This window comes from Pseudomonas simiae, from assembly GCF_000934565.1.
Lineage (GTDB): Bacteria > Pseudomonadota > Gammaproteobacteria > Pseudomonadales > Pseudomonadaceae > Aquipseudomonas > Aquipseudomonas simiae.
In genome coordinates this window covers 4135175-4146853 of record NZ_CP010896.1, presented here as the reverse complement: position 1 = coordinate 4146853, position 11679 = coordinate 4135175, and the positions used below count along the sequence as shown (strand labels likewise).

At 62.2% G+C, this 11679-nt stretch carries 15 protein-coding genes and 1 riboswitch; of the genes, 9 read left to right on the top strand and 6 right to left on the bottom strand.

The window, feature by feature from the left end:
• The first annotated feature begins 245 nt into the window (after positions 1 to 245).
• The 6 genes from PF1751_RS18795 (at position 246) to PF1751_RS18770 (ending at position 3383) form a co-directional block, all read left to right on the top strand.
• Entirely contained in the window at positions 246 to 479 is a 234-nt protein-coding gene (locus PF1751_RS18795; protein WP_010209023.1) for a hypothetical protein, read from the top strand.
• A gap of 68 nt (positions 480 to 547) precedes the next feature.
• Entirely contained in the window at positions 548 to 1117 is a 570-nt protein-coding gene (locus PF1751_RS18790; RefSeq protein ID WP_010209024.1) for a nucleotidyltransferase family protein, read from the top strand.
• Positions 1118 to 1247: 130 nt separating this feature from the next.
• On the top strand, positions 1248 to 1688 hold the full coding sequence (gene tspO, locus PF1751_RS18785; RefSeq protein ID WP_021490746.1) for a tryptophan-rich sensory protein TspO: 441 nt from the start codon (positions 1248 to 1250) through the stop codon (positions 1686 to 1688).
• A complete protein-coding gene (locus PF1751_RS18780) occupies positions 1688 to 2614 on the top strand; it encodes an alpha/beta hydrolase (protein ID WP_010209030.1) in 927 nt (308 codons plus the stop codon). Before tspO ends, PF1751_RS18780 begins: the two co-directional genes overlap by 1 nt.
• A 50-nt stretch (positions 2615 to 2664) precedes the next feature.
• Positions 2665 to 2889 carry a hypothetical protein gene (locus PF1751_RS18775; protein WP_010209031.1) on the top strand — a complete coding sequence of 75 codons (225 nt, stop codon included), beginning with the start codon at positions 2665 to 2667 and terminating at the stop codon, positions 2887 to 2889.
• Positions 2886 to 3383 carry a GNAT family N-acetyltransferase gene (locus PF1751_RS18770; RefSeq protein ID WP_044287562.1) on the top strand — a complete coding sequence of 166 codons (498 nt, stop codon included), beginning with the start codon at positions 2886 to 2888 and terminating at the stop codon, positions 3381 to 3383. The genes PF1751_RS18775 and PF1751_RS18770 overlap by 4 nt, the downstream gene beginning before the upstream one ends.
• Positions 3384 to 3404: 21 nt before the next feature.
• On the opposite strand, the gene PF1751_RS18765 is transcribed toward PF1751_RS18770, so the two are convergent.
• The 4 genes from PF1751_RS18765 to PF1751_RS18750 form a co-directional block, all read right to left on the bottom strand.
• Entirely contained in the window at positions 3405 to 4169 is a 765-nt protein-coding gene (locus PF1751_RS18765) for an ABC transporter ATP-binding protein (RefSeq protein WP_021490742.1), read from the bottom strand.
• Positions 4166 to 5170, bottom strand: coding sequence for a FecCD family ABC transporter permease (locus tag PF1751_RS18760; RefSeq protein WP_010209036.1), 1005 nt, complete (start codon positions 5168 to 5170; stop codon positions 4166 to 4168). Before PF1751_RS18760 ends, PF1751_RS18765 begins: the two co-directional genes overlap by 4 nt.
• Complete coding sequence (locus PF1751_RS18755) at positions 5167 to 6177, bottom strand: ABC transporter substrate-binding protein (protein ID WP_042571804.1); 1011 nt, start codon at positions 6175 to 6177, stop codon at positions 5167 to 5169. Before PF1751_RS18755 ends, PF1751_RS18760 begins: the two co-directional genes overlap by 4 nt.
• 104 nt (positions 6178 to 6281) lie before the next feature.
• Positions 6282 to 6476: riboswitch (cobalamin riboswitch) on the bottom strand.
• A gap of 36 nt (positions 6477 to 6512) precedes the next feature.
• The gene (locus tag PF1751_RS18750) at positions 6513 to 7439 is read right to left on the bottom strand and encodes a DNA/RNA non-specific endonuclease (RefSeq protein WP_021490740.1); all 927 of its coding nucleotides are present in this window, start codon (positions 7437 to 7439) and stop codon (positions 6513 to 6515) included.
• A gap of 128 nt (positions 7440 to 7567) precedes the next feature.
• On the opposite strand from PF1751_RS18750, the gene PF1751_RS18745 reads away from it, so the two are divergent.
• Both PF1751_RS18745 and PF1751_RS18740 read left to right on the top strand, forming a co-directional pair.
• A complete protein-coding gene (locus PF1751_RS18745; protein ID WP_010209041.1) occupies positions 7568 to 8632 on the top strand; it encodes a M4 family metallopeptidase in 1065 nt (354 codons plus the stop codon).
• Between the two features lie 14 nt (positions 8633 to 8646).
• Positions 8647 to 8952 carry a protealysin inhibitor emfourin gene (locus tag PF1751_RS18740; RefSeq protein ID WP_010209043.1) on the top strand — a complete coding sequence of 102 codons (306 nt, stop codon included), beginning with the start codon at positions 8647 to 8649 and terminating at the stop codon, positions 8950 to 8952.
• 60 nt (positions 8953 to 9012) lie between these two features.
• On the opposite strand, the gene PF1751_RS18735 is transcribed toward PF1751_RS18740, so the two are convergent.
• Positions 9013 to 10395, bottom strand: a complete 1383-nt coding sequence (locus tag PF1751_RS18735; RefSeq protein WP_010209044.1) for an aldehyde dehydrogenase family protein — start codon at positions 10393 to 10395, stop codon at positions 9013 to 9015.
• Between the two features lie 104 nt (positions 10396 to 10499).
• On the opposite strand from PF1751_RS18735, the gene ptrR reads away from it, so the two are divergent.
• Positions 10500 to 11375, top strand: coding sequence for a putrescine utilization regulator PtrR (gene ptrR / locus PF1751_RS18730; RefSeq protein WP_044287561.1), 876 nt, complete (start codon positions 10500 to 10502; stop codon positions 11373 to 11375).
• Here the strand turns inward: ptrR and PF1751_RS18725 are convergent.
• Positions 11372 to 11581 carry a hypothetical protein gene (locus PF1751_RS18725; protein ID WP_010209046.1) on the bottom strand — a complete coding sequence of 70 codons (210 nt, stop codon included), beginning with the start codon at positions 11579 to 11581 and terminating at the stop codon, positions 11372 to 11374. The genes ptrR and PF1751_RS18725 overlap by 4 nt on opposite strands.
• Between the last annotated feature and the right edge of the window lie 98 nt (positions 11582 to 11679).

Genomic DNA, 11679 nt, shown 5'->3' with positions numbered 1-11679 from the left:
GGTGCTTATTCAGCGGTCTATAACTTGTCTTTAAGTAAGGTGTATTTTAGGCAGGGCTATAACGTGAGTGAAACTGAATTGATTTCACTGAACCTTTAGCCCTCCTCATGATGGTGCATGTCCGTTGAAGACGTCGTTGCCGGTGCCAGCATCAAAACCAGCCCATTTCTGTGCAAACCGGTCTACCATGCCTCCCCGGCAGTGGTTCCACGCGCTACCGATCTCTCTCTTGCAAGGTATCGCCCATGTCCATCGACCAGATTTCCCTCCCTAAAGGCGTAGGCCCGCACGCCAGCAAACTCCTCGACGCCATCACCGGCGCTGCCACCCACGAAGCACTCAACCGCGCCGGTGGCAAGGCCGAAGGTTTTGTTCTCGGGCTGGAATCCACCAAGGCGATCAAAAGCCAGGTCGCCGAGTCGCTGTATGTGGCCTACGACGACGCGGCGAGTCACCGGGCAACTGAATTGAACGGCTAGGTGCTAGTCCTGTCATGAGGGTGCGCTAGAGTGGGTGCCTGACGCTGGCCCGATAGAAAGGAATGCCCATGACATTGACCGTCGACGATTTGCTCAACCTGGCCATGGCCAACCCCATCAACGCCGAAATCACCGCGCGCCTGCCTGACCTCGGGGTGGACCAGTGCTTTCTCACGGCGGGCTGCCTGTTCCAGGCGGTGTGGAATCATCAGTCGAACCTGCCTGCTGCCCAGGGCATCAAGGACTACGACGTTTTCTACTTTGATACGGACCTGTCCTACGAGGCTGAGGACGCGGTGATCCGTGCGGCCGAGGTGTTGTTTCAGGACCTGGGCGTGAATGTGGAAGTCAAAAATCAGGCACGGGTTCATCTCTGGTACGGCGAGCGATTTGGTCGGCCTTATCCGCAGTTGCACACGGCCAAACAGGGCATCGACCGGTATCTGGTCGCGGGCACCTGCATCGGCCTGGAGATTGCGACGGGCGAGGTGTACGCGCCCTATGGGCTGGAGGATGTGGAGCAGGGGGTACTGCGCATCAACCCGGTGCATCCGGAGCCTGAGTTGTTTATGCAGAAGGCCCGCAGTTATAAGGCGCGCTGGCCTGGGTTAAGGATTGTGGAGCCTGCCTGGCTTTAGCGAGGCTGCGAAAGCGCTAGGCCAGGCGATAAAGTGGCCCGGCATTGCCAGTTCCCACCTGTTGATCCGCAGTGAACTTTTACCTGCATACAACACGTCAAAGCTTGAAATGCCCAGCCAAGGACCGCTCATGACTTTCTTCATTTTCCTGCTCGCCTGCGCCGCCGCTGCCAGTACCGGCATGCTCTTTAAACCCGGTGCCTGGTACGAATCCCTGGTCAAACCCAGCTTCACCCCGCCCAATTGGCTGTTCCCGGTGGCGTGGACGCTCATCTACCTGCTGCTGGCCTGGGCCGGTTATCGCCTGAGCCTGATGCCTGGCAGCCAAACCGTGTTGGCGCTGTGGGCGGCGCAGATTGCGTTGAACACCTTGTGGACGCCGGTGTTCTTCGGTGCTCATCGCCTCCTGGCCGGGATGGTGATTCTGGCGGTGCTGTGGCTGACCGTCGCGGCGATGGTGGTGTTGGCGGTGCAGTTGGACCTGATCACCGGCTTGATCCTGTTCCCGTACCTGGCGTGGCTGTGCGTGGCGGCGGCGCTGAACTTCTCGATCCTGCGGAACAATCGCTGATGGCTTATCAACCCTGGCCCGCCAGTGAGACAGAACGGGTCGAGATGCGCCGCTTCAATCAAAAGCTCGCCTGGTTGCCGCGCTTCAAGATCCGCAATCGGGTCACGCCGCGTTTGATCCAGGCGCTGTTGCGGGTCAGTCAAAAGATCAAGAAAGCCCCTCTGGCTGAAACCCACTGCGCCGACTCAGTGCCCGTGCGCATCCTGCGCCCAAGGGGCAAGCCCAAAGGCGTGGTGCTGGATATCCACGGCGGCGGCTGGGTGATCGGCAACGCGCAGATGGATGACGACCTCAACCTGGGCCTGGTCAATGCCTGCGACGTGGCAGTGGTGTCGGTGGATTATCGGCTGGCGATCGACACACCGATCGAGGGCCTGATGGACGACTGCCTGGCGGCGGCGCGTTGGCTGCTCACCACCGAGGAATTTGCCGACCTGCCGGTGATCGTCGTCGGCGAATCGGCCGGTGGTCATTTGGCCGCGGCGACCTTACTGGGGTTGAAGCAATGGCCGGCGTTGCTCCAGCGGGTGAGCGGCGCGATGTTGTATTACGGCGTTTATGACCTGACCGGCACACCCAGTGTGCGCATGGCAGGGCCGGACACCTTATTGCTGGACGGGCCGGGCATGGTCGAGGCGCTGCGCATGCTCACGCCGGGGTTGAGCGATGACATGCGTCGGCAGCCGCCGTTGTCACCGTTGTATGGCGACTTTGAAGGCCTGCCCCCGGCGTTGATGTTTGTGGGTGAACTGGACCCGTTGAAGGATGACACGCTGTTGATCGCTGAACGGTGGCCGGGGGCAGAAGCGCATTTGTTGCCGGAGGCGGCGCATGGCTTTATTCATTTTCCGGTGGCAATGGGGGCGAGTGTGCTTGCCTATAGTCGCCAGTGGATAAGGCATCGTGTGAATGGGCCTGGAACTTAAAAGTTGATCGGTTGGTCAGGTTGTTCATCTTCCATAACAAGGGTTCCCCTATGCGCGAATACACCCTCAACTACCTGTTCAACGACGAACCGCGGACCCACGTGTTCGCACTCCAGCAACCCCAACTGCCGGTGCATGAAGCGGCGTTGCACTTGCTGCAGTTGCATTTCGGCGATGCGGAAAATGGTTTGATCCTGCCGCCTGCGGATGCGACGCCGGATGAAATTCTGCAGCAGGCACAGGTGATGGGGATTACGCAGATCGAGGTTGCATGAGCCCAAGGCCGAGTATTCAGGCAGTCACAGCGGCGGATATCCCTGAGGTCATGAGGTTCGTGCTGCGCGCCCGCGCCGAGCTTTTCCCCACGCTCAGCGCGACGGGAGTGCCGGCGGACCTGGCGCATTTCGAGGCGACCTACCTGCAGGGCGATGGGCATTTTCTTGTTGCTCGCGATGAGGGCCAGATCGTCGCTGGCATCGGCTATCTGCCCTATGACGGGCGTTTCCCGCAGTTGAATTACCAGGGCCGCAAGACCGTGGAGGTGGTGCGCCTGTTTGTGCTGCCGGCGTTTCGCCGCTGTGGTCTGGCGGGCGAGTTGTACCGTGCGCTGGAGGTGCAAGCTAAAGAGGATCGGGTCGCGATGATGTACCTGCACACCCATCCGTTTTTACCGGGGGCGATTGATTTTTGGCTTCGACAGGGGTTCGAGGTAGTGGATGTGGACGCGGACCCGGTGTGGCGCACGACGCATATGCAACGCGCCCTCTAACACAACAGTTGAATGCCCTGATCAGTTCGGGCGCAAGCGCAGTATCTGCGCCCCATCGAACGGGTCCGTCAGGTAGTGCGCCTGCACCCCAAACGTCTCCTGCAAACGCTGCGGCGTCAGGACCTCCAGTGGTTTACCCAGTGCCACCAACCGCCCGTGATCCAGCACCGCCAGGCGATCACAGGTCAACGCTTGATTCAGATCATGCAGGGCAATCAAGGTGGTGACGGGCAACCCTTGCACGCCCTGCAAAATGCCGAGCTGATGCTGGATATCCAGGTGATTGGTCGGCTCATCCAGCAACAGGATCTGCGGCCGCTGCGCCAACGCACGGGCGATGTGCACGCGTTGGCGTTCACCGCCCGAGAGGCTGCGCCAGGCGCGATGGCTCAAGTGGGTGGCGTCGACGTCACGCAAGGCCTGATTGACGATGGCGTCGTCTTCGCCGGACCACGGGCTCAGCGCTGACAACCATGGAGTGCGGCCCAGCGCCACCGCGTCGAACACGCGGATGGCGTCGTCGGTGTCGGCCTGCTGTTCCACCACCGCCAGCTGCTGCGCGATGGCGCGCCGCGACAGCTTGCCCAGGTGTTGGCCGCCCAGTAAGACTTCGCCGGACGCCGGCGTGCGCAGCCCGGCGAGCAGCTTGAGCAAGGTGGATTTGCCGGAGCCGTTCGGCCCGACGATGCCGAGGGTTTCACCGTGCTGCACGTCCAGATGGATATCGCGCAGCAACTGCGCCTCACGCACCTTGAAGCCCAACCCTCTGCAGCTCAGTACTGTCATCGCGCATTCCTCCGGCCAATGAGGATCAGCGCAAACACTGGCGCGCCGACCAGCGCCGTGACCACGCCGACCGGAATCACCTGGCCTTTGATCAAGGTGCGCGACAGTACATCGGCTGCAATCAAGAACAACGCGCCGCCCAACGCACTGGCCGGCAGCAAGCGCGAGTGCCCGGTGCCGAGCAGCAGGCGCACGGCGTGGGGGATTACCAATCCGACAAAGCCGATGGAGCCAACAATCGACACCATCACCGCCGTCACCAGGGCCGCGCAGCCCACCAGCACAAATTGCACCCGGCGCACCGGAATGCCGAGGGACGCTGCCGAGTCGCTGCCGAAGGTAAACGCATCCAACGCACGGCGGTGCCACAGGCACACCGCCAAGCCTGCAACGGCCACCGGCACCGCTAACCACACCGAGGGCCAGCGCACACCACTGAGGTTGCCGAGCAGCCAGAACAGGATGCCGCGCGCCTGTTCGGAACTGGCGGATTTGGTGATCAGGAAGGCGGTGAGCGCATTGAACAACTGCGAGCCGGCAATGCCCGCCAGGATGATCTGGCCGGTGCCGCTGGCCGAACCGCTGGCGCGCGCGAGCAGGATCACCAGCGCAAACGCCGCCATGGCGCCAACAAACGCGCCCGCCGACAACGAAATCAACCCGCCGCCCACGCCGATCAACGCCACCAGCACCGCGCCAGTCGAAGCGCCGGCACTGATGCCCAGCAGGTAGGGATCGGCCAGTGGGTTGCGCAACAGCGATTGCAGGATCACCCCGCACGTCGCCAGCCCGGCGCCACACGCAGCGGCGACCAGGGCGCGGGTGAGGCGGTAGTTCCACACCACGCCTTCGTCGATGGGGTCAAGCACGTAGCTGGCCGCCCACAGTTTGTTGGCGAGCACCTGGAGCACGACTTGCGGCGAGATGGCGGTTTCGCCGATCGCCACCCCCGCGAGTAGGGCGGCTAATAGCAGGGCCAGGGCGAGTAGGGTGCGCGTCATTTGGGCAGGTCGTAGCCGTCGATGGCCGTGGCCAGTTGCTCAAGCCCGTCGAACGTGCGGATGCTGGCCTGCAGCGCCAGGGCATCGAGGATGATGATGCGGTTGTTTTTCACCGCGTCCATGTTGCGAGTCACGGGATCGCTGCGCAGGAAGGCCAGTTTCTTTTCATGGTCGTCGGCGGGGTAGCGGCGGCGGTCCATGCGTGCGATCACCAGAAAGGTCGGGTTGGCCTTGGCGAGGGTTTCCCAGCCGACGGCGGGCCATTCTTCATCGGATTGCACCACGTTGTGCAGACCGAGGGTTTCCAGCATGAACTCTGGAATGCCCTTGTGGCCGGCCACGTAAGGATCGCTAGCCATCTCGGAACTGGAGAACCACACCAAGGCACTGGCTTGCTTGAGGCCTTTGCTTTGCACGGTGGCAACAGATTTGGCCAAGCGTACCTTGAGGTCGTCGTTCAACTGTTGGCCGCGCGCCTGTACGTCGAAGATCTCGGCGAGTTGGCCGATGCTTTTATAGATCGTTTCGATACGGAACGGCTCCAGCCGTGTGCCGTCGGCGCCTACCAGGTTGTCCTTGCCTTCGCAGTCGGAGGGCAGCAGGTAAGTGGGGATCTTCAGTTCATGGAATTGCTCGCGGGTGCCGACCACGCCCTGGGGCCCGACCACCCACTCCAGCTCGGCGGCCACCAGCTGCGGGCGCTTGGCGATCACGGCTTCAAAGCTCGGCTCATTGTTGGCTAGCCGCTCGATGCCGTCGTTCTGCACCTTGTACTGCGGCAGTACGCTGTTGAACCACAGTGAGGTGCCGACCACTTTGTCGCCCACGCCCAATGCGTAGAGCATCTCGGTGGCCGCCTGGCCGATGGTCACGCTGCGGGCGGGGGCTTGCTGGAAGGTCAGGCGACTACCGCAGTTTTCCACGGTCAGCGGGTAGTGGGTGGGCGCGGCTTGGGCGAGGGCACAGAAGCCCAGGCCGGTGAGCAGGGCGGTAACGCGTGGCAGCATGGGGCAATCTCCGAATGAACCGTACGTGCCATTCGGAAATACACCCTTAAGCGCTGCACTAGAAAAACAGGCAAGAATGTCCTTCCCGGACACCCCGCCGGTTGGTAATTGAGCTTGGGCCGGCAGGTCTCCTGACTGATGCGTCGTCGCCAGGCTCCGGCCTTCCCGGACAAGGTCCAGTGGCATCAGGGAGCAGGCTCAGCACCTACAGTTGCGGGGGCAGTTCCGATTGGCGAGGGTGTACCGCGCTTCGGATTCCCTATTAGTCCCGTTTGGGAACCGGCGCGGTATGGTAGTTGATTAGGGCGGGGCGATATAGCCCGAGGCACGCCCGGTCAGAGACGAATGTCTTCAGGCCCCTGTATCAGCGCTTCAATCCGCGTGCCGGTGGCGCGTTCTTCGTTGCTGAAGCCGTCGTAGTCGGCCAGGTTGGCAAAACGCAGGCCGGTGAGGCGTTCTATCTGGATTACGCTGCGCTGGTAGGTCCTGAGCTGGCCGAACACCAGGTCGAGCTGGCCCAGCTCGCGGCTCTGGTCGATCATGTAGGCGCTGGCCGAAGGCTTGCCGTCATCGCTGAGGTAGGCGACCACTTTCCAGAACGCCTTGGGGATCTGGACGCCCCGGTACACCCGGTCGTCGTCGGCGAACACCGGGCCGGTGAACACGGTGGCTCGGGCTTTCCAGCGCTGGGTGTTGTCGAGGATGTAGTCTTCGAGCTCCAGCCACGTTTTCTGGTTGAACCCGCTCATCTGCGGTGAACAGTTGGTGAAGTGGAAGGTGTCGAAGTTGGCGGTTTGCGCCGCGTCGCCCCAGTTCGGGTCTTGTCGGCGCACCAGGTGGCCGCGATCCAGGCCGTTGCTGGCATACAGTGCTTCGCCCACCTGCGCATCAATGGGCAGGCGTCCGTCGTAGGCCCAGGTGTCGTTGCTGCGAATGATGTCCACATGCTGCCCGCCATCGATGTTGACGCCCACATACAGCGCGAGCCGCTTCGAGCGTGACATCGTTATCGAGAAGTGCGTGTAGTCCAGGCGCTTCTGGACATCGCCGGCCAAGGTCTCTTCAACCGTAGGCCAGGGCACCCCGAAGCTGCCGAGAAAGTCCTCAGCGTAGCCGCGTCGGTCCTTCAAGTCGTTGGCCGAGGTGACGCGGGGCGTCGCGGCTCGTGCCTCCAGCAATGTGGGGCTCGGTGCGATCAATGGGCGCAGGTCAGCGAGCCTGGGGCGGTATGAAAGGTCGATTTTGGCTTTACGTGCGGGCATCGGTCAGTCCTCCTTGGATAAACACGACTGCAACATAGGTTAATGACAATTGATGACACGCGATAACCCCTGGAGGCTATCCTGAATCGATGACCCGGACGTTGTTACCTGCCAAATGGAGCCAGCCAATGTGTGTTCGCCAGCCGAATCGTAATCCGATTTTCTGCCTGATCCCGCCCTATATGCTCGACCAGATCGCGCGCAACGGGGACAAAGCGCAACGGGAGGTCGCGTTGCGCACCCGCGCCAAGGACACAACGTTCCGCTCGCTACGGATGGTCGCCGTGCCTGCCAAAGGGCCGGCGCATATGGCCCTGGCCATGGGGGCCGATAAACGCCGCTCGATCTACAGCGCCGAGGGCGCCGACAGCCTGCCGGGCACGCTGGTGCGTGGCGAGGGGCAGCCCGCCAGTGGTGATGCGGCGGTGGACGAGGCCTATGATGGCTTGGGCGCCACCTTCGATTTTTTCGACGAGGTCTTCGATCGCAACTCCATCGACGATGCCGGGATGGCGCTGGACGCCACTGTGCACTTTGGCCAGAACTACAACAATGCGTTCTGGAACTCGACCCAGATGGTGTTCGGGGATGGAGACGGGCAGTTGTTCAACCGCTTTACGGTGGCCCTCGACGTGATTGGCCATGAGTTGGCCCACGGCGTCACCGAGGACGAGGCCAAACTGATGTATTTCAACCAGTCCGGGGCGTTGAATGAATCGCTGTCGGACGTGTTCGGTTCGCTGATCAAGCAGTATGCGTTGAAGCAACGTGCGGAAGACGCCGATTGGTTGATCGGCAAAGGGCTGTTCACCCAAAAGATCAAAGGCACCGCCCTGCGCTCGATGAAAGCCCCCGGCACGGCGTTTGACGACAAACTGCTGGGCAAGGACCCCCAGCCCGGGCACATGGATGATTTTGTGCAGACCTACGAGGACAATGGCGGGGTGCATATCAACTCCGGCATTCCCAACCATGCGTTCTACCAGGTGGCGACCATACTGGGCGGGTTCGCCTGGGAGCGCGCCGGGCGCATCTGGTATGACGCGCTGCGTGATGCGCGGCTGCGGCCCAACTCGGGTTTCCTGCGCTTTGCGCGCATTACTTACGATATTGCAGGCCGACTCTACGGCGCTAACAAGGACGAACAGAAAGCGGTCAAGGACGGTTGGAAGGCGGTCGGCATTGCTGTCTGACGAGAGGAACGGCCATGCAAATTTCAATCAAGGAAAACGGCGGGCCCGGTTTTTTTCCGGGCCTGGCCAAGCCACAGACGGTGGAACTGGACACGCTGCCGGAGCAGGAACAACAGGAGCTGCGGCAGCTTGTCGAGGCTTGCGACTTCTTTCAACTGCCGCCCAGCAATGCGCCTGCCCCCGGTAATCCGGGCCAAGTGCATTACACCGTGACGGTAAAGGACGACGAGCGCGAGCACACCGTTTGCGTGCTCGCGCCGGTGAAGTCGCAGGCGCTGGATGGGCTGGTGCAGTGCGTGCGACGGCATATTCGCTGTTGAGGCCGCTTTAGGTCTAGCGGGACGGTTCGACAGGCCCCCTTGCCACCGATGTCGCTTGATTTACTTGCGATCCAGCCATACCGTCTGGGCGTTGCAGAATTCCCGCACGCCGAAGTGCGATAGCTCGCGTCCGAAACCACTCTTTTTCACGCCACCAAATGCCACCCGAGGGTCGGAGACGCTGAAGGCGTTGATGAAGATGCCGCCGGTTTCCAGCTGATTGGCGATGTCCCGTGCCTTCGCGGAGTCGGTGGTGAAGATGCTGGCCGTGAGGCCAAACTCGCTGTCATTCGCCAGGGCCACCGCATGGTCGGCATCACGGGCGGTGATGATCGAGGCGACTGGGCCGAACAGTTCCTGTTTGAACGAGGTCATCTGGTCGGTGACGTCTGCCAGCACGGTCGGTTCGTAGTAGTTGCCGGCGCCGGGCACTTTGTGGCCGCCCAGCAGCAGGGTGGCGCCTTCTTCCAAGGTCGCCTGGACCTGGCCGTGCAGCTCGTCGCGCAGGTCGAAGCGTGCCATCGGGCCGATGTAGGTGGCGGCTGACGTCGGGTCGCCCATCACCAGAGCGCGGCTGGCTTCCAGGAATTTGACGGTGAAAGCCTCCACCACACCTTCTTCGATGATCAGGCGCTTGGCGGCGGCGCAGACTTGGCCGCTGTTCTGGAAACGACCGATCAGCGCCGCTTGCACCGCGGCGTCGAGGTCGGCGTCGTTGAGTACGATGAACGGGTCGGACCCGCCCAGTTCCAGCACGCACTTTTTCAGCGCGGCGCCGGCCTGAGAGCCGATGGCGATGCCTGCACGTACGCTGCCGGTCAGGGTGACGGCGGCGATGCGCGGATCGGCGATGGCCTTGGACACGCCGTCGTTGGTCACGTTGACCACTTCAAACAGACCTTCGGCGAAGCCGGCCTTCTGGAACGCTCGTTGGATCAGATAGGCACTGCCCATCACGTTTGGCGCGTGTTTGAGCACGTAGGTATTGCCGGCCAGCATCGTCGGTACGGCGCCGCGCAGCACTTGCCACACCGGGAAGTTCCACGGCATCACGGCGAAGATAGGGCCTAGCGGGCGGTATTCGATCTGCGCACTGCCGTTGTCCACCAGGGTCGGTTCCGGGGCGAGCATGGCCGGGCCGTGGGCGGCGTACCACTCGCTGAGTTGCGCGCACTTTTCGATTTCGGCACGGGCCTGGGCGATGGGTTTGCCCATTTCCAGGGTGATCATCTGCGCCATGTCTTCGGCTTGTTCGCGCAGGGCGCTGGCCAGGCTCAGCAGCAACTCGGCGCGCTGGCTGACCGGCTGACGGCGCCAGGCACGGAAGGCGAGGGTTGAGCGGTCGAGGGCGGCGTCCAGTTGCTGCGCGGTTTCATACGGATAGCTGCCGACCGTTTCGCCGTTGGCCGGGTTGATCGAGAGGGCGTGGGTAGTCGCGTTCATGGCACCGTCCTGCTGAGTGAATTAGGTTGAGTTCAGCGTACGGGGCTATATCTTTTCTGGAAACTGAATAATATTAAGCAATACATTCACGATTGGAGAATGATTTGGACCTGGTGCAACTGGAAATCTTCAAGGCCGTTGCCGAGCAAGGCAGCATCAGCGCCGCCGCGCAGTTGATTCATCGCGTGCCGTCGAACCTGACCACGCGCATCAAGCAACTGGAGCAGGACCTCGGTGTGGAGTTGTTCATCCGCGAGAAAAGCCGCCTGCGCCTGTCACCGGCCGGGTGGAATTTCCTCGGTTATGCGCGGCGCATCCTCGACCTGGTGCAGGAAGCCCGCGCGACAGTCGCGGGGGAGGAGCCCCAGGGTGCGTTTGCCCTGGGATCGCTGGAGAGCACGGCGGCGGTGCGTATCCCGGCGTTGCTGGCGGCGTACAACCAGAAACACACCAAGGTCGAGTTGGACCTGAGTACCGGGCCTTCAGGCACCATGATCGAAGGCGTGTTGTCGGGGCGGCTGACGGCAGCGTTTGTCGACGGCCCGCTATTGCACGCGACCCTGGAAGGTGTGGCGGTGTTTGAGGAAGAGATGGTGGTGATTGCGCCGCTGCATCACGCGCCGATCACCCGTGGGCAGGACGTGAACGGGGAGAGCATCTACACCTTTCGCTCCAACTGCTCGTACCGGCATCACCTGGAGCGCTGGTTTTCACAGGACGGCGCGGTGCCGGGCAAGATCTTCGAGATCGAGTCCTACCACGGCATGCTCGCTTGCGTCAGCGCCGGCGCGGGCCTCGCGCTGATGCCGCGCAGCATGCTCGACAGCATGCCGGGGTCGGCGGCGGTGAGTGTTTGGCCGCTGACGGACAACTTCCGGATCCTGCACACCTGGCTGATCTGGCGGCGGGGGACGGTGTCGCAGAGTTTGAACAGTTTCGTGAAGTTATTGGAGGAGCAGGGCGCCATCCGTGCGGCTTAGCCACCGAATTGCAGGGTGCCCATCGCCAGCTTTGCCATCAGTGCGGTCGCACCCAATTGCACCAGCCACAGCGCCAGACCGCCCAGAAAGACGCCCAGCGCCACTTGCAGCACCAGGCTCTTTTGAGGCTTGGGTTGCGGTGCGCGTGGGGCGTAGTCATCCAGTTCGTCACGGTCGGCACGCAGGTCCAGGTCATCGTTTCTCATAGCATTCTCACAGCGAAGGGGCGGTCAAGGTTCAGTCTAGGGGCTGGATACGAAAAAGGGGAAGCCATAGGCTTCCCCTTCTGGTGCAACCGCTGCAG

Coding starts and splice junctions, on each gene's coding strand:
- PF1751_RS18795 (WP_010209023.1), top strand. CDS start 246: ATGTCCATCGACCAGATTTCCCTCCCTAAAGGCGTAGGCCCGCACGCC.
- PF1751_RS18790 (WP_010209024.1), top strand. CDS start 548: ATGACATTGACCGTCGACGATTTGCTCAACCTGGCCATGGCCAACCCC.
- tspO (WP_021490746.1), top strand. CDS start 1,248: ATGACTTTCTTCATTTTCCTGCTCGCCTGCGCCGCCGCTGCCAGTACC.
- PF1751_RS18780 (WP_010209030.1), top strand. CDS start 1,688: ATGGCTTATCAACCCTGGCCCGCCAGTGAGACAGAACGGGTCGAGATG.
- PF1751_RS18775 (WP_010209031.1), top strand. CDS start 2,665: ATGCGCGAATACACCCTCAACTACCTGTTCAACGACGAACCGCGGACC.
- PF1751_RS18770 (WP_044287562.1), top strand. CDS start 2,886: ATGAGCCCAAGGCCGAGTATTCAGGCAGTCACAGCGGCGGATATCCCT.
- PF1751_RS18765 (WP_021490742.1), bottom strand. CDS start 4,169: ATGACAGTACTGAGCTGCAGAGGGTTGGGCTTCAAGGTGCGTGAGGCG.
- PF1751_RS18760 (WP_010209036.1), bottom strand. CDS start 5,170: ATGACGCGCACCCTACTCGCCCTGGCCCTGCTATTAGCCGCCCTACTC.
- PF1751_RS18755 (WP_042571804.1), bottom strand. CDS start 6,177: ATGCTGCCACGCGTTACCGCCCTGCTCACCGGCCTGGGCTTCTGTGCC.
- PF1751_RS18750 (WP_021490740.1), bottom strand. CDS start 7,439: ATGCCCGCACGTAAAGCCAAAATCGACCTTTCATACCGCCCCAGGCTC.
- PF1751_RS18745 (WP_010209041.1), top strand. CDS start 7,568: ATGTGTGTTCGCCAGCCGAATCGTAATCCGATTTTCTGCCTGATCCCG.
- PF1751_RS18740 (WP_010209043.1), top strand. CDS start 8,647: ATGCAAATTTCAATCAAGGAAAACGGCGGGCCCGGTTTTTTTCCGGGC.
- PF1751_RS18735 (WP_010209044.1), bottom strand. CDS start 10,395: ATGAACGCGACTACCCACGCCCTCTCGATCAACCCGGCCAACGGCGAA.
- PF1751_RS18725 (WP_010209046.1), bottom strand. CDS start 11,581: ATGAGAAACGATGACCTGGACCTGCGTGCCGACCGTGACGAACTGGAT.